Origin of the sequence: Streptomyces sp. NPDC056161, assembly GCF_042268025.1 — a bacterium.
Lineage (GTDB): Bacteria > Actinomycetota > Actinomycetes > Streptomycetales > Streptomycetaceae > Streptomyces.
The window spans coordinates 88,480-111,435 of the sequence record NZ_JBHJUV010000017.1 but is presented as its reverse complement, the minus strand read 5'-3'; the positions used below and the strand labels follow the sequence as shown (position 1 = coordinate 111,435).

The window sequence follows — 22,956 nt, the reverse complement described above, 5'->3', positions numbered from 1 at the left end:
TGTTCAGGCGGCCGGGCCGAGACGCGTGAGCGTCCCGACCCCCTCGACGGACAAGGCGGCGGGCAGCCCGGCAGGAGTGCCGGTGGCGAACGTCGGATTGATGTCGAACAGGGCGGAGAGCACCGCCTCGGCTCCGGCCGCACCCGCGATGCACTCGCGCGTGGCCACCCCGCGCTCCGCCACCCGGGCCCGGTGCCGTCCGTCCGCACCGGTGACGATCTCCATGGCCTGCCCCCACAGTCCGCCCGAGGCGGCCGACGGGAGGTCACGCAGCAGGGCGATCGCCCGGTCGCGGTGGCCGAGGCGGGCCAGGCCGTGGGCGGTGATGGCGGGCCAGGCGGGAAAGGCCCCGCCCGCGCCGTGATCGGGCCGGTCGGAGGCGGCGGCGATCGGGTCGTCGGGACTCAGCGCTCGCATCCACCCACCCACCAGCAGACGGTCGGTGACGAAGTCCGTCATCTCCCGCCGTATTCCGTCCGGGAGTTCACGGTGGAGGGTTGCCGCGACGAGGCCGAAGTCCAGGCAGTGCCCGATCGTGTCGGTCCCGTCCGGGCGGCGCACCTGCCAGCGGCCAGATCCGGCGTACAAGTCGACGAGCGCATCGGCGAGTTGACCGGCCTCGGTCTCGGCCCGGTCGGCGTCCTCGCGGCGGCCGAGCCGCCGGTACAGTCCGGCCAACGAGCGCGTCGAGGCGACGTAGGCGGCGTTGAACGAGGCGACGACCCCGGTGTAGGTGGGCACGCACTCCAGCAACTGCCATGGATCGTCACCGAAGTCCGCGAGCACACCACCGGTGGCCGGACTGCGCCTGTCGCGCCACCCGAGCCCCAACCGCTCCAGGTGCCCGAGGACGGTCGTCCCGCCGACGGTCTCCTCAAGGAAGGCGAGGTCGCCCGTGACGCAGACGTAGTGCTCGATGAGCCGGAACAGGGCGTAGTCGGTGGAGCTGTAGGCATTGCCCAGGGGGCCGCCGCCGAGGTTCTCGACACCGAAGGAGTCACGGTAGGGCCCGGCCAGGACCCGCAGCAGCCAGGACCGCAGCCCGGCCGGCTCCAACAGGGCGTACATCCGGCTCCACTCGCAGTGGTCCCAGAAGTAGGTGGTGGTCGGGCCCAGCCGGGGCCCGCCGGTGAGGAACACCGGCTCGCCGGGCCGGATACGGACGCTGCGCATGTACAGCGCCTGCAACGCCCCCATGTAGTAGGTGCGCGCGAGTTCGGCGTCCTCGGCGGTGAAGGTCGGCAGGTGCCCGGAGAAGTCGGGATTGCCGGGCGTGAACATGCTGGCCCAGAGCCGGCGCCAGCCGTCCGTCCCGGCACGCATCGTCGCCTCGAAGTCCTCGGCGGCGCCGCGGGCCTCGGCCGAGACGGCGTCCACGTCGGTTCCGTAGGCGCAGCTGATCCCGACGGACACGCTCCCGCCGGGCTCGATCCGGCAGGTCCAGGTCGCCCGGCCCCCGGCGCCCTCGATCCGCAGCCCCGCGGGCGGCCCGGCGAAGGCGAAGACGGCACGCGCAGGCGACCGTGAGTCCGCGACGGCGACCGTACCGCCCTCGATCCGGGGCACCCAGCGGCGTGACTCGCTCCAGTGCCGGGTACGGGCGACCTCGGTGCCGTCGAGACACATCACGACCTGGTCCGCTTCCACCCGCACCCGCACGTGGTGCCAGTCCCCGGCAGCGAGCGGGGCGTCGGTGGCCTCCCGTTCCCCTGTGACGCCGAGCCACGGACGGCCGTCGTCCACGCCGATCTGGAGCGAGTCGGGGTGGTTGCCATGGGTGAGAACGGTCCCGGACTGCCCGGCCGTGTCGAGCCGCAGCTCGAAGCCGATCGTCAGCCCCGGGGAGAGGGCGAAGGTGTCCAGGCCGGTCTCACCGTCGGGCGTCAGGACGACCGTCTCGTCGGCCCGGACGATCACGCCCCCGTCGGCCGTCTCCACCCGGAGCCCGCGTACGGCCCCGGCCACGCCGACCCGCGGCTCCGGCTCCCTGTCGTGGCTGACGTGCGCCGGGAGCGCGTCGTCCAGGAGCATCGGGCCGTGGTCCTCGTCGCGCTGGATCCCCGGGACCCGGGGCCTGCCCAGCCGCAGCCGCCGCGGTGCCGGGGAGAGCAGGTAGTGCCGCTCGCGTCCGGCCGTGGTGGCGCGGACCCGTTCCAGTGCCATGAAGTCGTGGTGCATGCCGTGGTTCCACGGGCCGTCGTACAGCCAGCCGTAGCCGACCTCGGCATGGGCGGCCATCGCGAACAGGTCCTGGGCCAGCTCGACCGTCCGTGCCTCGCTGCTCTCGTTGGTGACGACGATCCGCCACAGCAGCAGGTCCCGGGACAGCGCCATCCGGGTGTCGGTGGACAGCAGCAGCCCGTCGCCGCGGTGCTCGCGCCGGACGCCCCACGGCTTCCACAGGAACCGCTGCGCGGCCGGGACCACGCCGTCCACGCGCAGTTCGCCGGTGTGGTAGCCGAAGGTGAACGGCGGGGCGGCCAGCCAGGACAGGGAGGTCAGGTCGTGGTTGACGTGGGCCTGCCCCTGCTGGTTGCGCAGGGAGGGCAGGTGCGCGATCTCGTCCTGGTCGACCCAGTGCCCGGCGACGTCGTCCAGGTCGGGTACGCCGGTCGCGCCGATGTCCACGGGGCCGGCTGCGGTGTTGGCGGTCACTTGCTCGCTCCCGAGGTCAGTCCGGCGATGAACTGCTTCTGCAACGTGAGGTAGCCGGCGACGGGAACGACCGCCGCGAGGAGCATCACGCCGAACAACTGCGCGTAGTTGGTGGAGAACTGGCCGACCGACAGGTACAGCCCCGTGGTGATGGTCTGGCCGTGCAGCGGGCCGAGGATGAACTGCGGATTCATGAAGTCGTTCCAGATCCACAGCGACAGGAAGATCGCGACGGTCGCGGTGGCCGGACGCAGCAGCGGCATGACGATCGTCCGCCAGATCCGCAGCGTTCCGGCGCCGTCCACGGTCGCGGCCTCGATGATCTCGCCGGGGATCGACCGTAGGAAACCGGAGTACACGAACACCGCGAAGGACAGATAACCGCCGCCGACGTTGGCCAGGATCAGCCCCGGATAGGTGTGGTCCAGGTGCAGAAAGGTCAGGATGCGGATGGTCGGCAGCAGCACCACCGCGGGCGGGATCATCAGGCCGGCGGCGAAACCCGCCAGGACGATCCGGCGCAGCCGGGCCGAGCGCCGGGACAGCCAGAAGCTGAGGGCCGCCCCGAGCGGGATGATCAGCAGCACCGAGGCGAGGACGGTGACCGCGGAGTTGGTCAGCCCGATCTGTACGATCCGGTCGGGCCGGGCCAGGGCGTCCGTCAGGTTGTGGGTGGTCGGCGGAGCCGGGGGAGCCGCCGGGTCGCGGATGATCTGGTCCTGCGTCTTGAAGGCGTTGACGAGCGTGAGATAGACCGGGCTGACGAAGGCCAGCGTGATCAGTCCGGCCGCGACGAGATGGACCCGCCCGCCCCAGGCCCGGCGGTGCCCGCCCGGCGCGGGTACGGCCCTCGGTGCCGGTGTTCGCCGCTGGAGGGCCGGCCGTGGCGATGTCGACGTACTCACAGGTCCACCTCCCGGCGGCGCAGCAACGCGGTCACGGACAGCGCGATGACGACGGAGACGGCCAGCAGCAGCATCGCGACGGCCGAGGCGTAGCCGTAGCGGTCGTCCGTGAAGGCGAGCTGGATGATGTAGAGGGCGGTGGACTGGGTGGAGTTGGCCGGTCCGCCCGAGGTGAGCACCGAGATGATGTCGTACAGCTTCAGCATGGTGATCAGCGAGATGGTGACGCTGATGGTGGTGCCGGGGGCCAGCATCGGGAACGTGATCCGCCTGAACCGCTGCCAGCGGCCTGCCCCGTCCACCTTCGCGGCGTGGTACAGCTCCGCGGGGATCGACTGGAGTGCGGCCAGGTGCACGACGGTGGTGAAGCCGGTCAGCACCCAGGCCGCGACGAGCCCGACGGACACGACGGCCAGGTGCGGACTGCCCAGCCAGGTGATCGGCTCGTCGATGATGCCCAGGGAGACCAGGATGTTGTCGAGGACGCCGTCGCGGGCCAGGACGTAGCGCCAGACGTATCCGACGATGACACCGGACAGCACCTGCGGCAGGAACGCGACGGTACGCATCATCCGGAAGCTCAGCGACGTCTTGTCGAGCAGGATCGCGAAGCCGATACCGACGGCGTTGGCCACGACCGTGACCGCGGCGGCCAGCAGGAGGGTGAAGCCGAGGCTGCCGGCGAGGGCGCTGTCGTGCGCCATCTCCGTGTAGTTGGCGAGGCCGACGAAGTCGGACCGCGCCAGCAGCGGGTTCTCGTTCGTCAGGCTCTTCCAGGCACTCATGATCACGGGAACGATGATGAACAGGGCGTACAGGCCCAGCGCGACGAGCGCGATCGACCCCAGGGCGGGGTCGCCACGGCGTGGGCGGACTCGGGTGGTCATGGCTCTTCCCTCGAAGGAGATCTGCGGCGCCGGAGCCGGTACGGCCGGGGCCGGTGACGTGGCTTACTTGGTGGCCGAGTCCCAGGCGGCGTCCAGCTTGGCCAGCTGCCCGTCGATGTCGTCCGACGAGAACAGCGCCTGGCCGGCCGCGTAGAAGGCGTTGTTCACGCCCGAGGGCATGGAGTCGTCGTCGGTCGCCCAGCCGACCGCCGGGACCTTGCTGTTCTGCTGCGTGACGTAGGAGTACGAGTCCTTGAAGACCTTGGTGACGTGGACGCCGTAGTCGTCCAGGGTCCTGCCCTTGAGCATCGGGAACGCGCCGTCACCCTCGATCAGGGCCTTGTAGTTGGCCGGGTCCAGCGACCATGCCTCGGCGAACGCCGTCGCCTTGGCCGGGTCGGCCGTCTTGGCGCTGATCGCCATGGATCCGCCCACCGAGAACGGCACCACGAGCGACCCGTCCTCGGTGGGCGTGAGGAAGGCGCCGAAGTCGTCGGCGTGATCCTTGGGAACCGAACCGAGGAACCAGCTGCCCATCATGTACATCGCGGCCTTGCCGGAGGTGAAGTTCGTGAGGGAGTCGGCGTACTTGACGCCGAGGGCGCCGTCCTCGAAGTAGCCGTTCTTCACCATCGTCCGGTACTTGGCCACCGCCGCCCTGACGTTGGCGTCGGTGAAACGGACCTTGCCCGAGTAGCGCTTCTTCAGCCAGTTCGGGTCCTTGCCCAGCACGTCCGCGGACAGGATGCCGACCAGCGGCATCGCCGCCGAGAACGGATCGCCGCCGCCCAGTTCGACGGGGGTGACGCCGGCGGCCTTGAGTTTGGCGCACACGGCCATGAAGTCCGACCACGTCTTCGGAGCCGCGTCGATGTGGGCCTGGGCGAACAGCTTCTTGTTGTAGAACACCTCCGGGATGATCTGCGAGTTGGTCGGCGGGATGTACACCTTGCCCTTGTACGCGTTGCCCATGGGCAGCAGGAAGTTGGCGTTCACCCACTTCTGGTCGTACGGCCTGAGCAGCCCGGCCGTCGCGAACGTCGACGGGGTGATCGACTGGAGCAGATCCGGGAACTGCCCGGAAGCCTGCAACTGCTTGGCGTACGCGTCCCGGTCCGTGCTCGGCGCGACGATCTTCCGCACCGCGACGTCCGGGACCTTCTTCTCGGCGTCGGCGATCGAGGTGTCCCAGAACCCGGCGGTCAGGCTGGGGGTCTCGAAGGTGAGGTAGGTCAGGGTGCCGCCACCCTTCCCGCTTCCGGTCGACGCGGCAGAGCATCCGGTGAGGGCAAGCCCCGCGGCGAGGCAGGCAGCGGTCAGACGTGTACGCCGCATGGAAGTCTCCTGGAGGGACGATGGGGCCCGACGGGACGGGGCGGACCGGACAGGTCGACGCCGCCTCATCCTTCGAGATAACGTTATCCCGAGGATAGAAGCGCGTTGCGGGAATGTGTCAAGGGCCGGTCTGATATCGGTCCACTGTTTCGACGAGGAGCAACCGGATGGCCCGAGCACGACGTGAGAGCGGGGAACGGCCCAAGCGCCCGACGATGGTCGATGTGGCGCGCGAGGCCGGGGTGGCCCTGCGGACCGTCTCACGAGTGGTCAACAACGACCCCACGGTGGGTCCGGAGTACGCCGCCAAGGTCGAGGCCGCGATCACCGCGCTGAACTACCGCCCGGACGAACGCGCCCGGCAGCTGCGCACCGGCGTCACCGGAACCATCGGCGCCGCCGTCCGCCGCATCGCCGAGGTCAACCCGGAGCTGGCCGCCATCGAACGCACCGCCCGGGACTCGGGACTGACCCTCCTGGCCGCCTCCACGGACTTCGACGAGGCCAGAGAGCGCGACATCCTGATCTCCATGTGCCGGCAGCGCCTCGACGGCATCATCGTCGAGCCGTTCGGCGAGAACCACGCCTACCTCCAGCCCGAGCTGGACGCCGGCATGCCGCTGGTGGCCATGGACCGCCCGATGAGCGGAGTCTCCGTGGACTGCGTCATGTCCGACAACGCCTCCGGCATCGGCATGGCCTTCCACCACCTCCACCAGCACGGACACCGCCGCATCGCGTACATCGGCGACAGCGAACGCGTCTTCTCCGGCTACGAGCGCGCCGCGGCCTTCCGCGCGGCCCTGCGGGCCCACGGCCAACCCGTCGAAGGCATGGTGCACCCCGGCGAGATCACCGCCGAGCGGGTGGCCGCCGCGCTGGACACCGCCCTGCACGGCCCGGATCCGGCCACCGCCCTGGTCACCGGCAACATGGACACCACCCTCGCCGTCCTGCGGCACCTCGGTCCGCAGGCGGCGGCCGACCTGGCCATGGTCGGCTTCGACGAAGTGCCCCTGGCCGACCTCCTGCAACCGGCGCTCACCGTGGTCGCCCAGGAGACCGCCCAGATCGGTCGCACCGCCGTCGAACTGCTCCGCGCCCGCATCGCCGACCCCGGCCGCCCGGTCCGGACGGTGATCGTCCCGGTCACCCTGAAGGTCCGCGGCTCCGGAGAGGTACGCGTCTGAAACTCGGGGCCACAGGTCTTTGCCGGAGCTTTGGCACAGCTGCCCAGGGCATCGGGATTGCTTGCGATAACGTTATCTGAAACGTGGTTCGAAGGCGGCCGACCTGGACTCTTTTCCCGGAACGGCGCACAGCTCCGATCTACACCCTGCACTGCGAAGAACCCAATATCCGGCCCAGCCCCGAATCGCTTGTCCTGCTGGTGATCGACTGATGAGATCCAGTCATGACTGCTTCTGCTTCGGGACCGGCTCCGCTGACGGCGACGTACGACCGCATCGGAATCGGATACCAGAACGTCCGCCGGGCCGATCCCCGCTTGGCTGCCCTGATTCACCAGTCGCTGGGCGGGGCGCGCACTGTCGTCAACATCGGCGCGGGCGCCGGCTCCTACGAACCAGCCGACATGGAGGTCACCGCGGTCGACCCGTCACAGGTGATGCTCGATCAGCATCCGGGCAGGAAGAAGGTTCTGGCTGGAGCGGAGGACCTGCCCTTCGAGGACGGCATGTTCGATGCCGCGATGGCGGTGATGACGGTGCAGCACTGGCCCGACCTGCAGCGTGGTCTTGATGAGATGCGGCGCGTCTCCCGTCGGCAGGTCCTCTTCACCTTCGATCCGTACCATCTGCCCGAGCTGTGGCTGATCGAGGAGTACCTTCCGGAGCTCCGCCAGTTCGAGCAGGCCCGCTTCACGCCCCTGTCCACCGTGGTGGAAGCACTGGAAGCGCACACGGTGCTTCCGTTCCCCATTCCGCACGATTTCACCGACGGCTTCCAGAGCGCATACTGGCGGCGACCGGAGCACTTCCTTGATCCCGTCATCCGACAGGCGAATTCCACCTTCGCCCAGATGCCCGCGTCAGTGGTCGAGCCAGCGATCGAGCGGCTGCGCGCGGACCTGGCTTCGGGGGCCTGGCACCGCCGCCATGCCGACCTGCTGGAGCGGGACTCCGTCGACTATGGCTATCGCCTGCTCATCGCGGGGCGGTGACTCCGGCGCGGTGTGGCGCAAGGAGTGGTTGGCCTCCCTGGTCCTGCCCGGCCCCGTCGTCGTCCTCGTCCAGCACGGCACCTTCCGGGCCAGGCTGAGCCTGCTGAGCACGGAGGAGCGCCGACCGCGCACGCCACCGCCTGTCCAGGCGCGGCGACCGCCGGCTCAACGCGGCACTTCACACCGTGGCCATCACTCAGATCCGCGTGCCCGGGAGCCGGGGCCACACCTATTACCAGGCCGAACTCGCAGAAGGAAAGACATCTCGGGAAGCACAACGCTGCCTGAAACGCCGCCTCGCTGATCACGTCTGGCGCACGATGGTCGCCGACGAACGCCGCCGAACGACGGGCCCAGGAGGACAACCGGGGGCGACTACAGCATCCAGCGCGGCCGACCCAACCCCGACGGCCGACTCTTCGGACAAGTCACTCCCCGGACCCGCCAAAACCGTGCCTGCGCCACCGCACCAGGCGGCTTGACAAACACTGAGGCACCCAAGGGCACCGACCTGTCCGTCCACACCCGCGAGGACCTGGCCGCCGTCGTCGCCGAGTTCAACGGCCGCCCACGCAAGACGCTCGGCTGGGAAACCCCAGCCAAGCGCCTGCATACACTGCTCACGGCCGCCTAACACTGACCACGTGTTGCGATGATCGCTGGAATCCGCCCCACACACGCTGACGGGGGGCGACATGGTTGCTCTGGCGGGCCGACCTCCCGGGACCGGCATGATGTCAGTACCAGGTGGCATGCTCTGCCGCCATGAACAAAGAGCAGTTCTGGCAGCTCATCGAGGCAGCCCGCAACCAGGCGTCCAACCCGAACGACGGAGAAGCTGTCGCCCGCCGGGCAGCCTCGCAACTGGCCACGCACCCGGCCGAGGAGATCGTCGCGGTGAAGACCCGTCCGGCCGCGGTCACGTCACGGCCGCGGAAGACAGCCTCTCGCACTGTTGCGGGTCAGGGTTTCGCAGGAGTGCTCGCGATCGCCCCCGGCGGGCGCGTCATGAAGACGTCGATCGGGTCCTGGGCTTCCACGACGAATCCGTGGCGCTCGTAGAGCCGACGGGCAGCACTGCCCTGCAAGACGTTCAAGCCCACAGTCATGCCCTGTGCATCCGTTCGCTCCAGTACCGTGCGCAACACAGCGGAACCGAGACCTCGGCCCTGCCGGTGCGGAGCAAGGTAGAAGTGCTCCAGCCACTGCCTGCCCTCGGTGGGCCGGACCGTGACGCAGCCTGCCAGTTCACGGTCGATCACGATGATCGACGTGTGCTGCGGGGAGAAGGTGTCCCGCAGGCGCTGCCGTACCCGGTGCTCGTCGTAGCGCCCAAGGCGTTCCAGGTCCGCACGCATGACCGTGGCTCGCAACTCCGCGATCACCTCGATGTCCGCTGCCCCCGCGGAACGCAGCACCCAGCCCGTGCCGTGCGCCGACGTGGTCCGTGCGGGCACGGCCCTGCCCGATCCCGTACCGCTCTGTGTCACCCCGGCATCCATGGCCGGAGTATGCCAGTCCGCCTGTCCTGAACAGGCACGTGGGCATCTCAGCCGAACTGCCCCGTCCCACCGCGACCCCAGTCGTGGACCGCGGCCCGGGTCGTTGGCGGCCGGCGGCTACACCTCCGTCGCCCTCCTCGACACCGTCGTCCGCACCCACCGCATCCGTGTGTGCGGTCGGCCCGCGCCGGCCCAGCCTGACGCAGACAAGCCCCGGTGCACCCGCGCGGAGCCCCTTCAGGTGGCGTCGATGTCGAGTTTGCCGATCTTGTTGGGTGTGAGCAGGCCGAACCAGATGGCGCCGGGCTGGTGCGGGTTGATGTCGCAGGGGTAGGAGGCCGACGAGGGGGTGGGCCACATCGTGACGTCGCCGGTGCGTGGGTCGAGCCTGGCGATCTGGTAGCCGAGTCCGGCTGCGGCGGGGAAGCTCACCGAGGCGTAGATGTTGCCGTCGCTGCCCTCGGCGACCGGTCCGGGTGAGGGCAGGGGGTTGCCGATGCTGCCCTGGCCGAGCCCGTTGAGGACGCTGGTCAGGATGGCTGCCGGGGCCGCCAGGGGGTACTCCCTGATGTGCCCGGTGCGCGGATCGATCCGGGCGAGCTTCATGCCCAGTGACTCGCCGACCCAGATGGAGCCGTCCGAGGCGGTCCGGACGCCCACGGGGAAGGACGCGGGCGTGGGCATGGTGTAGCGCGTGAACTTCTTGGTGTCGACGTCGATCGTGGCGACCTGGTTCATCTGGGGCAGGCCGAACACGACGGTCCGGCCGGGGCCCGGCTTGATGATGCCGAACAGCGCGTGCACCTGCCCCAGAATCTCACCGGGCACCTTGTACTTGGTGAACTCGCCCGTGTGCGGGTCGTACCGTCCGACGGAGTTCAGGCCGCCGAGCGTGAACCACAGGGCCTTGTCCGGTCCCCAGGCGATGTCGTTGGCCAGACCCAGTCCGGTGTGGAGGGGGATGCCGAGGAGCGAGGTGGCGAACGCCTCGGCCCAGGGCAGCGGTACCTCGGTCATGCTGCCGTCGCGGGTGTCGACGCGCAGCAGGCTGTTGCCGGTCACTTGCGGCATCCACAGGTACCCGTCGCCGTCGAGGTCCATGCCGCCGGGCATGGACAGCGGCATCGGCGTGTCGAAGTTCGTGAACTTGCCCGTCCTGGTGTCGAAGCGGGCGATCTGGCTGCTGAGGTACTGCTCCACCCACAGGTTGTTGTCGTGGTCGAACTCGACCTCGCACACCCCGCCGACGGGGAGCGACGAAGGAACCGGACCGTACTCGGTGATGGGCGACCGCGCCGTCGCCTCCGGAGCCACCAGCAGCGCGCCTGTGAGTGCTGCCGCCGCGGCGAGCGTACCGAGAAGGGCGTGCCTGCGCCTGCCCGGCGCCCGCCCGGTCCTCGCCGCAGAATCCGTTGTCCGGTTCACTCCGCCCCCTCCGTTCGGCCTGTCACTGACTGTACGTCAGATCTTGCCCGGCGGGCGCACGACGGCACCGATGGCCGGATCCGACGATGAAGCGGTGGGTGACCTGTTTCAAGCTCGGGCTGATCAGTCCAGGTCGGACATGTCGAGCACGAAGCGGTGGCGGACGTCGTTGCGTGCCAGGCGGTCAAGGGCCGTATTCACCTGAGACGACGGCAGTAGTTCGATGTCGGCGGTGATGCCGTGTTCGGCGCAGAAACGCAACAGGGCGGCGGTGGACGGGCGGCCGCCGCTGCCGGCGGAGCTGAGGTTCTTGCGGCCGATGAGCAGGTCGATGGTGTCCACGGTGACCGGCCCGAGGTGGCCGAGGTGGCTGAGGGTGCCGTCCAGGGCGACCATGCGCAGGTAGGGGGTCAGGTCGTGGGGGGCGGAGATGGTGTCGATGACCACGTCGAACCGGTCGCGGACGGCTTCCAGTTGCCCGGCGTCGGTGGAGACGACGAATCGGTCTGCGCCGAGGCCGTGCGCCTCGCCGGCCTTGTCCGGGGTGCGGCTGATGACGGAGGTCGTGGCGCCGAGTGCGACGGCCAGTTTGACGGCGAGGTGCCCCAGGCCGCCCAGTCCGGCCACGGCGACCGTGCTGCCCGGGCCCACCTCCAGGGCGCGCAGGGGTTCCCAGACGGTGACGCCGGCGCAGAGCAGGGGAGCTGCCGCGGCCGCATCGAGGCCCGCGGGCAGGTGATAGGCGAACTTCTCGCGCACGAGGTGTTCACGGGAGTAACCGCCGAGGGTGGTCGCTGAGTCCTGCCGGTCGCTTCCGCCGTAGGTCAGGGTCGGGAAGTCGCGGCAGAAGTTCTCCTGACCGGCCTGGCACATCGGGCACGTCCCGCACGAGTCGACGATGTTGCCGACGGCCACGGGGTCGCCCGGGACGAAGTCGGTGACCGCGCTGCCGACCTCGCTCACCGTGCCTGTGAACTCGTGTCCCGGGACCAGGATCCCGTCCGTGTCGCTCTTGTGGGCGTGCACGGCGTGCAGGTCGCTGTGGCAGACGCCGCAGTAGTCCACGCGTACCGCGACGTCGTCCGGGCGCAGGTCTCGGCGGTGGAGGGTGGTGCGGCGCAGCGTGTGCGTCGTGGGGTCCGAGTACCTCGCCCGTCCCGATCTCATCCGCCTCGCCACCTGGGCCCGCCTGGAGCGGCGCCCGTCCGGGCATCTCGTCGCGGGGCAGCGCTACGACGATCACAAGCTCCGTGTCATCGCCGAGGCCCAGGCCGCTGGGCGCGTCAGGCAGGGCGACCCCTTCGACCTGATGGCCATGGTCATCGCCATGTCCATGGCCTGGTCGCCGGTGAGCAACGTCTACGCCGCCACCGCGGCGGAGCCCCCGGACGTACACGATCAGCGGCGCGCCCTGTTGCGGGACTGCGTTCGCCGCGCCGTCGCCCCTGGATGAGCAGCGTTCGCCGCGCCGTGAGGGGTGGCGCGTTCCCTCCGGTGCGAGCGGTACGGCCCGGTCGCCCGGCCGCGACGTGCGGGTGCCGACGCCACGGTGGTCGGCGTACGGCAGGGGCCGGGGCGGCGCGGGGCCCGGACCGTCGACGCGGTTGGGCGGCCCGCCCGTCCGCGGTGCACGGGAGGCAGGCAGATGGCTTTCCGTGCGCGAGTCAGGCAGATGGCCTTCCGCACCCCGCGCGAGTCAGGCAGATGGCCTTCCGCACCCCGGTCAGGCGGGCGGCTGCTCGAACTCGACATCGTGCAGGGCTCGGCCTGCGGAGGTGACGCGGATCGAACCGACGGCGGGTGGGTAGCCGGTGGCGATGATCGTGTAGTCGCCGGGGGGCAGGCCCTCCACGGTGTAGCCGCCGTCCGCGCCGGTGAGTGCGGTGGCGATGGCCCTGCCGTCGGGGTCGACGACCATGATCCGGGCCTCGCGTACCGGCCGGCCGTCCGACCCGGACCGCGCCGTGCCGGTCAGCAGGGCGTTCCCGAGCAGTTCGACGTCCTGCCGTACGGCGGCGTTCCGGGCCAGCGTGACCGTGGTGGCGGTGGGCCGATGGTTCTCGGCGCTGACCACCAGCGTGAAGCTGCCGGCGCTCGGACCGGGCAGCGCGAAGCCGCCGTCCGCCCCGGTGAGCGCGCTCGCGAGCACCTCACCGTGCACGTCGGTCAGCGTGACCGCCGCACCGGCGACCGGGGTACCGGGTCCGCTGACCGAGACCGAGCCGTGGAGCCGGGTGCTGCCGGTGAGCACCAGGTCCAGGGCCGACGGGCCGTTGATCGTGACGGTGGAGGCCTGCGGCTGGTGGGTCCCGGACGAGGTGACCAGGACGTAGCTGCCGGCGGCCGGGGCGGCCAGCCCGTACCGGCCCGAGCTGTCGGTGAGCGTGCCGGCCACCTGGTGGCCGTGCGGGTCGATCAGCGTCAGCGCCGCGCGGTCCACCGGTGTGCCGTCGGTGTCGGCCACGGTGCCTCTGAGCTGGTGTTCCGCCCCCGCCCGTAGGGCGGCCCCGTCGGTTGCCGCCGTGGCTGTCACCCGGGATCGCGGCAGGTCCGACGGCGGAGCCGCCGTCCGGGCGCGCGGGCTGCCTGCTGCCGCTACGCCGTCGGCCACGGTCCCCGGCACGGTGCGGCCGGGCTGCGTGGGGGGCGCGTGGGGCGGGGCGGAGCCGTTGTGGGTCACCATCATGAACACCACCGCGACCGCGATGCCGACGACCGTCTCGACGGCCCGGTCCCGCAGGAGCACGTGGACGGGCGACGGCCTGACGAGTTGGATCATCATGAGCGCGAGGGTCGTGATGAACACCACGCCCATGCTGTAGTTGCGGCTGACGGACAGCTCGGCCAGCACCTGGAACACGGCGACCAGGATGATCGCTCCTACGCTGTTGAGGCCGAGTTGCAGCAGGAACCCGGCGACCGCGAGCCCGACGAACGTCCCGATGACGCGGTGGCCGGCCCGCAGCACCCGGTCGGGGGTGGACGGCGCGGCCATCGGGACCACCGCGGTGACCGCGGCCCAGTACGGGTGGCCCATACCGGACGCCGTCGAGATCGCCCCCGCCGCCGCCGGCGCGAGCGTGCAGCGCACCAGGTGCCCACCCACCCCGGGTTGCCGCAGCACATGGCGCAGCCCGGGTGTGGGGATCGCCCGGCTCTGCGTCAGCCGTTCCGGTCTGTGCAACCCGGCCACGGTGGTGGCCGCGATGGCGAACAGTGCGGCTCCGGCGCAGACGAGGGCCGCCGTGCCGAGTGACCTGGGCGTCGAGGGGACGACGGAACACGCCCCGACCGCGAACGCTTGCAGCAGCGAACCGGGCGGATGCAGCCGGACCGCGTCGGAGAGCACCGTGATCACGCCCGACCACAGCGCCAGGATCGGCACGACGAGCCAGGTCCGGTCCGCCGAGAGCGCGACCGCGAGTCCGATCAGTACCGAAGCGGTGAATGTGGCACCGGCGAGCGCCTGTATCCCGAGCTTGACCCGCTGCACTTCGACCCGGCCGTACAGCGCGGTGAACGAACCGAACGTGGAATACAGCGACAGATCGAGGTGCCCGGTGGCCCACAGCACGGCGAGCGGTACGGAGACCGAGACCCCCACCCGGATCGCGACCAGCCCGTCACCGCGGTGGTACGGGCCGACGGCGATCAACCGCCGTGGATGCGGGAGCACCGCCGCGGCGCCCTCGATCATGGATGCCTCCCGTCGACTTTACTTCACTGGTAAATTACTTCCAGTGTTGCCGGGAAGAAGATGCACTGTCAACCGAATGTGTGGAGGAGGACGATGCCGGGCCGCCACGACCACGACAGCGTCGACGAGATCATTGACCGCTGGCGGGCCAAGCGGCCCGAGCTGGACCTTTCGCCGATCGCGATCATCGGCCGCATCGTGCGCGCCGCCCGGCTCGTCGTGCTCGCCAGCGACGAGTACCTCGCCGAGTACGGGCTCAGCCGGGGAGAGTTCGACATCCTCTCGGCACTGCGGCGGTACGACGAACCCCTGACGCCGAGTGCGCTGACCGCCGCGGTATTGGCCTCCCCGGCGGCGACGACCAAGCGGCTGCACTCGCTTCGGTCCCGCGGGCTGGTGGAGCGCAGCGTGAATCCGGACGACCGGCGCAGCGCGCTCGTGCGGATCACTGCGGCGGGCACCGCCACCATCGACCTGGTCATGCCCGCACAACTGGCCGTCGAGGCGGAACTGCTGACCACGCTCGACGACGCGGACAACGCCGCGCTGGCCGACGCGCTGCGGCAACTGCTCGCCGCCTGGGAACGCCGGATCTGACTGCGCGCGTCACCCGCCGCCGCACCGGACGCGCTTGGGCGCATCGCTACAGCGGTCAGGCGGTCTTGACGGTGGTGCCGGCGGATTCGAGCGCGGTCACCTCGTCGGCGGCTGCGGTGGTGTCGGTGACCAGGGTGTGCAGGAGGGTGGAGGGGCCGATGTGGGCGTAGGCGGTGCGGCCGAGCTTGCCGCCGTCCGCGGCGGCGATGGTGCGGCGGGCGGAGGTGATGCTCGCCTTTTTCACCGCGGCGTCGTCGAGGTCGTAGGCGGTCAGACCGTCGGCCGCGCTCAGTCCGCAGCAGCCGATGACGGCGGTGTCGAAACGCAGGGCCGCCAGGGAGGCGAGGGTGAGGGGGCCGGTGAGGGCTCCCTCGGCGGCGCGTGGCTGTCCGCCGGGCACCACCAGCGTGGCGGGGCCGGGTGTCTCGCCGAACAGGTGGATGGCCTGTAGGGACAGCGGCATCACGGTGATGGGCCGCTCGCGCAGGAGGCGGGCGACCTCCAGACAGGTGGTGCCGCTGTCCAGCACGACGCTCTCGCCGTCGGCGATGAGCGCGGAGACCTCGGCGGCGATCCGGCGCTTGGCCTCGACCGCCTCGTGGGCGCGCAGCGCGAAAGGCGGCTCCTCGCCCCTGAGCAGCAGGGTGCGTGCCCCGCCGCGGACGCGTTCGAGGACGCCCTGGGCGGCCAGGGCGTCGAGGTCGCGCCGGATGGTCATCTCCGAAGCACCGGTCAGCTCCGCGAGCTCCTGGACCGTGGCGCCGCCGGAGTCCCTGACGGCCTTCGCGATCAGCCCGTGCCGGTCTGCGTTGCTCATGCGGGGATTGAACACCATCGGGAAACGAACATGCAAGGTGTTCATTAGTGCGTCTTTCGAAAGCAATTTATGTTCGTTACGGTAGGTGGCGTGAAACCTTCGCTTCGAGCCGCCCGTCTGGCGACCTACGTCTACTTCGTGCTGTGCGGCACCCTGATGGGCACCTGGGTGGTGAACATCCCGGCCGTCGAGGAACGCGTGGGCATCAGTCACGCGACACTGGGCGGCCTGCTCGTGCTGCTCGGACTCGGGGCCTTCACCGGGATGCAGGTGGCCGGGCGCCTGACCGACCGCCTCGGTGCGCGCATCGTGGTACCCGCGGGCGGCGTGCTGTGCGGCGCGACCCTGGTGCTGCCCGGTCTTGCCCGAGATCTGTGGACCCTGGCAGGCGCACTACTGGTCTTCGGCTTCTGCAACGGCTCCCTGGACGTGAGCATGAATGCCCACGCCGTGCACGTGGAGAAGGCGTACGGTCGGCCCGTCATGTCAGGCTTCCACGCCACGTTCTCCGTCGGCGGTGTCCTCGCCTCGCTCGTCGGAGCGGGTGCTGCGAGCGTCGGCCTGAAACCGGCCGCGAGCATGGCCGCCACGGGAGTCGTGGGCATCGTGATCGCCCTGGCGTCGGCACGCGCCCTGTTGCCGGCCGCCTCCGTCGCCCCCGTCGCCGCCGGCACCGGCTCCGCGGAGGAGACCGGGGCAGCACCGGCGGTCACGCTCCGCAGCACCAGGCGGCTCGTCTGGCTCCTCGCCGTCCTGGCACTGATGGTCATGCTGTGCGAGGGCGCGGCCAACGACTGGAGTGCTCTGCACCTGAGGGACGTCCTCGGTGCGCCCGCCGGCACCGCGGCCTTCGCCTACGGCACCTTCGCGGCGGCCATGACCATCGGCCGACTGCTCGCCGACCGCCTCGTCGCCCGGTTCGGTTCCACGGCGATCCTGCGCCACGGCGCGGCCACGGCCGCCGTCGGCATCACGATCGTGGCTCTCGGCCCTTGGACCTGGGCCGCGTTCGTGGGCTGGGCACTCTTCGGGCTGGGCCTGTCGGGCTGTGTCCCGCAGTTGTTCAGCGCGGCCGGGCACGCCGACCCCGCGGCCGCCGGCGCCAACGTCTCCCGCGTCGCCGGGCTCGGCTACGTCGGCATGCTCGCCGGTCCCGCCGTCATCGGCTGGCTGACCCACTTCGTCCCCCTCAACCGCGCCTTCGTCCTGCTGACCCTGATGTGTGTGACCACCGCTGTGGCCGCCGGGATCCTGCGCACCGGATCCGACCCCGACCGCACGCGCCAGGGCGAGATGGCACGCAGCCTCCACTGACCGCTTGTGCGGCACGGCCCTGACACCGTGCCGCACAAGCCCTGTCCTCCCGGCCACCAGGGCCGGATCCGGCAACGCATCGTCCAGGGAAGCGCACGTGGCGGCCGGCACCAGTGGGTACTCCCGCCAGCCGCGCATGTGTGCCGCGGCGTCGCCCGTGCGCAGGGGACGTCGGCCGGGGGCGGCAACGATTTCGCCGACACAGGGGCCGAAGAGAGTGTCGCCGCTGCGCAGCGGAGGCAACGGCCGCTCCGCTATGCATCCGGCGTATGCACGCAGGCCGTGGCAGCTTCGCGGGCCGCAGCGAGGAAGCGGCGGATCAGGCCGGACGGGGTGCCCGCGGTGGGGTCCCAGGCGAGGCGGACCGGGATCGGCGGGGCCCCGGTCAGGGGGAGGAAGCGCAGCGAGGGGTGGTGGATGCGTCGTTCGGCGGCCGTCGGGACGATGCCGATGCCGCGCCCGGCGGCGACCGACTCCAGCCACTCGTCGAAGTTCGCGGTCTCCACGAACTGCCGGGGGCCGCCCCCGTGCGGCCAGGACCAGGGGCCGGTGGTGCCGCTGGCGGTGTTGACGACCAGCGTCCAGTCGCGGGCGTCCCTCCAGTCCAGGCGGTCGGCCGAGGCGCCGGTGCCGGACGGCAGGTCGTCGCGGGCCCGGACGGCGACGCGGGTCTCGTCGTACAGGTGCACGATCCGCACACGCGGCTCGACCGGCCGGGTGCCGCGCAGCAGGGCGATGTCGATGCTCTGGCGGTCGAGAGCGGCACAGGGGTCGTCGCAGCGCACCAGTTCGACCCGGGTGCCGGTGTCGCGTTCGAAGCGGGCGATGGTGCGCTGGGCCCAGGGGTCCGGCAGCAGCCAGCTGAAGCCGAGGCGCAGGGCGGATTCGCGGCGCGCGGCGGCGACGGCCGCGTCGAAGGCAGCCAGGGTGCGCTCGGCATGGAGGAGGAACTCCCGGCCGGTGTCGGTGAGGTGGACGTTGCGGGAGGAGCGGTCCACCAGGCGCACGCCGAGAGCCTTCTCCAACTGGGCGACGGTGCGGCTGAGGGCCGGCTGGGTGATCAGCAGTTCCTCGGCGGCCCGGGTGAAGGAGCGGTGCCGGGCAACGGCGGCGAAGGCTCGCAGATGCCGTAGCTCGATCCCGGAGACTCCGGCCGGACCGGGCGCCGTCATCCTCGCCCCGTTCCATACCGATGGCGCATGGATGCAGCGTAACCGGCATTTCCGGGCAGGGCGCGGGCGCTCTAACGTCTTGGGTGAAGCCGTCCCGCACGGGAAGTCACGAAAGCTGGTGAGCATGCCTGACCTGTCCGCATCAACCGACTGGTCCCGCTGCGGGTCCCGACCGCAGGCCGCCTCGCCGTGGCCGACCGTGCTGCGGGGCGCCGCGGCCCTGGCCGCCGCGATGGGGGTGGGGCGGTTCGCGTACACGCCGATCATGCCGCTGATGCACACCCAGGCCGGTATGTCGGACAGCCTGGGGGCCGCGCTGGCCACCGCCAACTACGTCGGCTACCTGGTCGGCGCCCTCCTCGGGATCGCCGTCCCCGCGCTGCTCCGCTCGGCGGCCGGGCTGCGTGCCGGGCTGCTGGTCCTGGCGGTGAGCCTCGCCCTGATGCCCCTCACCCACGACGGCGCCGCCTGGTGGGCACTGCGGCTGGTGGCGGGCGCGGCCAGCGCAGCCGTATTCATGATCGCGACGAGTGCCATGCTGGCGGGTCTCGCCGCGCACGCCGAGCACATGACCGGCTGGGCCTTCGGCGGGGTCGGCGGCGGAATCGCGCTGTCCGGGCTGGCGGTGGTGGCGGTGCAGCAGGTCGGCTCCTGGCAGGCGGCCTGGTCGGCCTGCGCCGGGCTCACCGCGCTGTTGACCGCCGCCGCCTGGAACCTGGCGTCACGAGACGCGACCGCCGTGGCCCCCGCCGCCGCGGCGACGGCCGAACGGCCGCGCACCCAGCGCTGGTTCGCGGCCCTGCTCGCCAGCTACCTGCTGGAGGGCATCGGCTACATCATCGCCGGGACCTTCCTGGTCGCCGCCCTCCAGCAGGGTGCGCCCGGCTGGATCGGCAGCGGTGCCTGGATCGTCGTCGGCCTGGCCGCGCTGCCGTCCTGCGCGCTGTGGATGCGCCTGGCCCGACGCATGTCCCGCCCGGTCCTCCTCATGATCGCCCTGTCTCTCCAGGCCGTCGGCATTGCTCTGCCCGCCCTGTACGCCGGCAGTGGCCCCGCGCTCGCCGCCGCCGTCCTGTTCGGCGCCACCTTCATGGGCGTGAGCACGATGGCTCTCGCCATCGGTACCCATCTGCGTATCCCGCGTGCCATCGCCCTGCTCACCACCGGCTACAGCCTCGGCCAGATCCTCGGCCCCCTGCTGGCCGCACCGCTGCTGCGGCACGGATACCACTCCGCGCTCCTGCTCGGCGCCGCCCTGGTGCTGGCGGCAGCCTGCGCCGCGGCCGCCTGCTGCATCAGGTTCCCCCACCACCTCACCCCCCACGCCCGGACCGTCTGAATCCCGGCGGGCGTGGCCGCGTCGCTCGGCGGGATCGGTGAACCAGCGGTAGATCTCGCCGCGGGCGAGCCCGGTGTGCCGGGACCGATCCGTTCTTCCACTGGTGGCAAGGAGGAATCTCCCGGCGATGCCTGCCGCGGAAGACCGGATCGTCCATCCAGGCGGCGGAGCGCGCCTACGACTGCTTCTTGGCGCGGAGTTCGTACTCCTCACGGGCGGCGAGGACTTCGTCCGTGTGCTGCACCGACCGTTCCGTGAGTGCTCGAAGGGGTTCGCGCAGTGTCTGGCCGAGCGGAGAAAGGCCGTATTCCACGCGGGCCGGTATCTCCGGGTACACGGTCCGCCGGACCAGTCCGTCGCGTTCCAGGATGCGCAGTGTCTGGGTGCGCATCTTCTCGCTCACCCCGGCCGGCCGCTGCCGCAACTGGGTGAACCGGCACGCCCCGTGCCTGCCGAGTTGGCGGAGGTTCTCGCCGACGCCGACCTGGGCATGAGCCGCGACGAGTTGCTGGCGACCTCCGGTGACCTGCACCGTCTGCTCGGACGTCCGACCACGTCCCTGGCCGACGCAATCGCTGACGCGCTGCCCCGAGAGCCGGCCGCCGCAGACCACGCCGGCTGATCGCGGAATTCTCCTGGCCACGCGCGCGCTTCCCGCAACCGTCTCGTGGGCCCATGACCGCGAGGACAACGGAACGGCTGCCCGATCAAGATCAACGGCAGCCAGGTCTTCCCGAGCCATCGCCTGCGGCCCCTCCATGTCATCGCGGCCCGGCGGGGCTTCAACGAACCCGCACACTGCGGCCGGGCCTTCCGCACTGCCTACGGCATGGCACCCGGGGACCACCGCCACTACGCCCAGCACGGCTCAGTGCAGGAATCGACAAGCACTGTGCGAGGAAAGTCAATGACGCCTCTTGCCGCCGTCGGCATCCTCGTGACCGCACCGCTCTTTGGCGAGTCCACAAGGATGAGGGGGAACCGTGAGTAGGTCGAGCACCACAGCACGCACAGCCTGGCGCGCCACGATGGTGCGGCTGATCGGGTGGATGGCGGTGGCGGCGGGGCTCATGACGCCCGCGTACGCCGGCCCTGCGAACGCCGACTGGGCCCGATCTGGCGGGCCAGGATCAAGGACGTCGACCAGTTCTGCGGATCGGTCAAGGACGTCCGGTGCACCAAAACCCTTGCGAAGACCGGGCCAGGGTTCCCCACCGAGGCGGCCAAGTTCGACTACATCCTCGGCCGGGGCGTGAACTTCCGTAGCTGCCGACTGCATACGCCCACCGAGGACCACCGGATCGTGGTCAGCGACCTCACCACGGCCGATGTTCCCCCGCCGGTGTGCACCGTGACCTGATGGAGGCTGACGGGGCAGGGCGGCTGCGTCTCCCCTCCGCCCTCGCAACCCGCGACCGGCGTGCCTTCGGTTTGCCGCCTTGGCGTACCTGCTGGGCCGGCTTCGGGCACAGGGAGACCCGAACTCGCCTCCACCGGGGCGTGACGATCAGTCAGACGGTGTCCGACCGTCTCTCTCATGAATCAGGAGTGATCATGCGAACCGCACGTTTGGCAGTGTCCGCCGGCGGTGCCGCGACCGGGCTGGCCCTGACACTGCTCGCCGCAGCGCCGGCGAGTGCGTACACGGACCACACCGTCTACTCGGAGCGGTCGGCGAAAGGCGGGTACGGCACCTCGAACGCATACCTGACCGGTGAGTACTTCTGGCTCAGGGTCTGCGACAGGGGGACGGCGGACGGTTACCGCGCCGTCGGCCGCTTGTCCAAAGACGGCACTTCCTGGAGCGTGACGCGACACGCCGCGGGCGGAAGCGGTTCCTGTGTCGGCGGCGCAGCAGACGGCGCGACCAGCGGCTTCCTGCCCCAGCCGTTCCACGGCAACTACACACTGACGGTTTGTCTGCGCAACACCGCAAGCGGTGCGGACTTCAACTGCAACGACACGGCGTTCTACTACGACGGCTCGGCCTGAGCACTGACCGATGGTCCGGAGCGGGGCCGGACCATCGGTACGGGCGGTGGCGAGCAGCCCGATCTACTCAGGGCGTCGAGCTGCACCTGATGCTCGACGCCGATCGGCCGGGGCCTACGCTGCAACCCGGCCGGGGCGGGGGAGCGGCCCGCGACCGCTGAACGGACCGAGCCGGTCCAGCGGGACGGGAAACCTGATCACCAGGCCGGCCGCCGGGACCGACACGGTCGGCGCGCGCGTCCCGGAGACGACCGGGAACGGCGACGGCGCGGAGGAGACCCACCCAGGAGCGGAGGCGCGGCATGGTTGATCCGACCCCGCCGCTCTCATCGGAGCGACTGGAGCGACTGAAGAAGCTCACCGGCGCGGTCCGGTTGCGGGCGGCTCTGTACCCGCAACCGGCGCCGGCGCAGTGCCGTCGCCGCTGACGTCAGTACGTCAGCGGCCAGCCGAAGGGTGTTCTCTCACGGCGGCCTTGGCCCATGCGTGGATCCGCGTACGGGCCGGATGACCGCCGACCCGGCCGGCAGGCCGGAGGACCGAGGACACCGTGCCCGCACCCGAACGACCCGCCTCCCGGCAGTCTCCGGCGCGGACACCTGCTGCTGGAATGGATCCGGCAGCCCGAGCAGGACGCACCGAAGCGCATGCAGGGCTTCGTCGGCTTCCTCCGCCAGGACCTCGACGCCGACACCGCCGACCTGACTCCCTGCCTTGGAGTTCTGGGACGGTCGAAGGCCAGGTAAACCGGGTGAAAATGCGCAAGTAGGTTATGTGCGGCCAAATCTCGTTCGAACTCCTCCGGGTCCGGATCCTCGCCCAGCCGTGAGCTTCACGGAACTGCGAACAGGGCCGATTTCAAGGAAATCGCCCTCACCCGCACCGCCGTCGCCTCTGGTGTGCTGTGCTGCGGCGACGCCGCTCAGTCGAGAGCGTATTTTGCACGTTTTCATCTGCGTTTACTGCAATTGGTACCCATGGGGGTGTGGCTGACCTGCGGGTATCGCCGGTGTGGCGGCAAGCAGCTCCCTGGGTGTCAGGAGTCCGGACTTTCCATCCTCGTGATGTCCGAAATGACGGTTCTTTCGGGCGGTCACAATGCCTGGAAACGGTTCTAACTCTCTCAAAACACCCACT

At 70.6% G+C, this 22,956-nt stretch carries 20 protein-coding genes and 3 pseudogenes; 12 read left to right on the top strand and 11 right to left on the bottom strand.

Going from position 1 to position 22,956, the window contains the following annotated elements; all coding sequences use genetic code 11:
* Positions 1–3: 3 nt before the first annotated feature.
* From ACFC09_RS18060 to ACFC09_RS18045, 4 genes are all read right to left on the bottom strand, one after another.
* Positions 4–2,655 carry a hypothetical protein gene (locus ACFC09_RS18060; RefSeq protein ID WP_376529029.1) on the bottom strand — a complete coding sequence of 884 codons (2,652 nt, stop codon included), beginning with the start codon at positions 2,653–2,655 and terminating at the stop codon, positions 4–6.
* Positions 2,652–3,560, bottom strand: a complete 909-nt coding sequence (locus ACFC09_RS18055) for a carbohydrate ABC transporter permease (protein WP_376529026.1) — start codon at positions 3,558–3,560, stop codon at positions 2,652–2,654. The genes ACFC09_RS18060 and ACFC09_RS18055 overlap by 4 nt, the downstream gene beginning before the upstream one ends.
* The gene (locus ACFC09_RS18050) at positions 3,557–4,447 is read right to left on the bottom strand and encodes a carbohydrate ABC transporter permease (RefSeq protein WP_376529023.1); all 891 of its coding nucleotides are present in this window, start codon (positions 4,445–4,447) and stop codon (positions 3,557–3,559) included. Before ACFC09_RS18050 ends, ACFC09_RS18055 begins: the two co-directional genes overlap by 4 nt.
* Positions 4,448–4,510: 63 nt before the next feature.
* Complete coding sequence (locus ACFC09_RS18045) at positions 4,511–5,782, bottom strand: ABC transporter substrate-binding protein (protein WP_376529021.1); 1,272 nt, start codon at positions 5,780–5,782, stop codon at positions 4,511–4,513.
* A gap of 167 nt (positions 5,783–5,949) precedes the next feature.
* Between ACFC09_RS18045 and ACFC09_RS18040 the strand changes: the two genes are divergently transcribed.
* The 5 genes and pseudogenes from ACFC09_RS18040 to ACFC09_RS18020 all read left to right on the top strand — a co-directional run bounded on the left by ACFC09_RS18040 (position 5,950) and on the right by ACFC09_RS18020 (position 9,026).
* On the top strand, positions 5,950–6,972 hold the full coding sequence (locus ACFC09_RS18040) for a LacI family DNA-binding transcriptional regulator (protein ID WP_376529018.1): 1,023 nt from the start codon (positions 5,950–5,952) through the stop codon (positions 6,970–6,972).
* A 224-nt stretch (positions 6,973–7,196) separates the two neighbouring features.
* A complete protein-coding gene (locus ACFC09_RS18035; RefSeq protein WP_376529016.1) occupies positions 7,197–7,964 on the top strand; it encodes a class I SAM-dependent methyltransferase in 768 nt (255 codons plus the stop codon).
* Between the two features lie 122 nt (positions 7,965–8,086).
* Positions 8,087–8,446: pseudogene (locus tag ACFC09_RS18030) on the top strand (transposase); the annotation flags it as partial.
* Positions 8,447–8,457: 11 nt separating this feature from the next.
* Positions 8,458–8,598 (top strand): annotated as a pseudogene (locus tag ACFC09_RS18025) (IS30 family transposase); the annotation flags it as partial.
* A gap of 131 nt (positions 8,599–8,729) precedes the next feature.
* Entirely contained in the window at positions 8,730–9,026 is a 297-nt protein-coding gene (locus tag ACFC09_RS18020; RefSeq protein ID WP_376529014.1) for a DUF4240 domain-containing protein, read from the top strand.
* Here the strand turns inward: ACFC09_RS18020 and ACFC09_RS18015 are convergent.
* The 3 genes from ACFC09_RS18015 to ACFC09_RS18005 form a co-directional block, all read right to left on the bottom strand.
* Positions 8,927–9,466, bottom strand: a complete 540-nt coding sequence (locus ACFC09_RS18015) for a GNAT family N-acetyltransferase (protein ID WP_376529011.1) — start codon at positions 9,464–9,466, stop codon at positions 8,927–8,929. The two genes, ACFC09_RS18020 and ACFC09_RS18015, sit on opposite strands and share 100 nt — an antisense overlap.
* 237 nt (positions 9,467–9,703) lie before the next feature.
* Positions 9,704–10,891: a hypothetical protein gene (locus ACFC09_RS18010; RefSeq protein ID WP_376529008.1), complete on the bottom strand. Its 1,188-nt coding sequence runs from the start codon at positions 10,889–10,891 to the stop codon at positions 9,704–9,706.
* Positions 10,892–11,014: 123 nt separating this feature from the next.
* Positions 11,015–12,058, bottom strand: a complete 1,044-nt coding sequence (locus tag ACFC09_RS18005; RefSeq protein WP_376529006.1) for an NAD(P)-dependent alcohol dehydrogenase — start codon at positions 12,056–12,058, stop codon at positions 11,015–11,017.
* Between ACFC09_RS18005 and ACFC09_RS18000 the strand changes: the two are divergent.
* Positions 12,033–12,344, top strand: a pseudogene (locus tag ACFC09_RS18000) (TetR/AcrR family transcriptional regulator); the annotation flags it as partial. The gene ACFC09_RS18005 and the pseudogene ACFC09_RS18000 sit on opposite strands and share 26 nt — an antisense overlap.
* Positions 12,345–12,614: 270 nt before the next feature.
* Here the strand turns inward: ACFC09_RS18000 and ACFC09_RS17995 are convergent.
* Positions 12,615–14,588, bottom strand: a complete 1,974-nt coding sequence (locus ACFC09_RS17995) for a carboxypeptidase regulatory-like domain-containing protein (protein WP_376529004.1) — start codon at positions 14,586–14,588, stop codon at positions 12,615–12,617.
* Positions 14,589–14,681: 93 nt separating this feature from the next.
* On the opposite strand from ACFC09_RS17995, the gene ACFC09_RS17990 reads away from it, so the two are divergent.
* The gene (locus ACFC09_RS17990; RefSeq protein WP_376529001.1) at positions 14,682–15,185 is read left to right on the top strand and encodes a MarR family winged helix-turn-helix transcriptional regulator; all 504 of its coding nucleotides are present in this window, start codon (positions 14,682–14,684) and stop codon (positions 15,183–15,185) included.
* A gap of 55 nt (positions 15,186–15,240) precedes the next feature.
* Here ACFC09_RS17990 and ACFC09_RS17985 read toward each other — a convergent pair whose 3' ends face one another.
* Positions 15,241–16,002, bottom strand: coding sequence for a DeoR/GlpR family DNA-binding transcription regulator (locus ACFC09_RS17985; RefSeq protein WP_376528999.1), 762 nt, complete (start codon positions 16,000–16,002; stop codon positions 15,241–15,243).
* 69 nt (positions 16,003–16,071) lie between these two features.
* Here ACFC09_RS17985 and ACFC09_RS17980 point away from each other — a divergent pair, with 69 nt between their 5' ends.
* Positions 16,072–17,316, top strand: a complete 1,245-nt coding sequence (locus ACFC09_RS17980) for an MFS transporter (RefSeq protein ID WP_376528997.1) — start codon at positions 16,072–16,074, stop codon at positions 17,314–17,316.
* A gap of 254 nt (positions 17,317–17,570) precedes the next feature.
* On the opposite strand, the gene ACFC09_RS17975 is transcribed toward ACFC09_RS17980, so the two are convergent.
* On the bottom strand, positions 17,571–18,488 hold the full coding sequence (locus ACFC09_RS17975) for a LysR family transcriptional regulator (RefSeq protein ID WP_376528994.1): 918 nt from the start codon (positions 18,486–18,488) through the stop codon (positions 17,571–17,573).
* A 124-nt stretch (positions 18,489–18,612) separates the two neighbouring features.
* Here ACFC09_RS17975 and ACFC09_RS17970 point away from each other — a divergent pair, with 124 nt between their 5' ends.
* Entirely contained in the window at positions 18,613–19,827 is a 1,215-nt protein-coding gene (locus ACFC09_RS17970; RefSeq protein WP_376528991.1) for a YbfB/YjiJ family MFS transporter, read from the top strand.
* Between the two features lie 175 nt (positions 19,828–20,002).
* Here ACFC09_RS17970 and ACFC09_RS17965 read toward each other — a convergent pair whose 3' ends face one another.
* A complete protein-coding gene (locus tag ACFC09_RS17965) occupies positions 20,003–20,230 on the bottom strand; it encodes a winged helix-turn-helix transcriptional regulator (RefSeq protein ID WP_376529199.1) in 228 nt (75 codons plus the stop codon).
* A gap of 42 nt (positions 20,231–20,272) precedes the next feature.
* On the opposite strand from ACFC09_RS17965, the gene ACFC09_RS17960 reads away from it, so the two are divergent.
* The 3 genes from ACFC09_RS17960 (at position 20,273) to ACFC09_RS17950 (ending at position 21,819) form a co-directional block, all read left to right on the top strand.
* The gene (locus ACFC09_RS17960; protein ID WP_376529204.1) at positions 20,273–20,449 is read left to right on the top strand and encodes a hypothetical protein; all 177 of its coding nucleotides are present in this window, start codon (positions 20,273–20,275) and stop codon (positions 20,447–20,449) included.
* Between the two features lie 423 nt (positions 20,450–20,872).
* Positions 20,873–21,187: a hypothetical protein gene (locus tag ACFC09_RS17955; protein WP_376528988.1), complete on the top strand. Its 315-nt coding sequence runs from the start codon at positions 20,873–20,875 to the stop codon at positions 21,185–21,187.
* Positions 21,188–21,381: 194 nt separating this feature from the next.
* Positions 21,382–21,819 (top strand): hypothetical protein, encoded by a 438-nt coding sequence (locus ACFC09_RS17950; RefSeq protein WP_376528986.1) that lies wholly within the window; start codon positions 21,382–21,384, stop codon positions 21,817–21,819.
* The last annotated feature ends 1,137 nt before the right edge of the window (positions 21,820–22,956 follow it).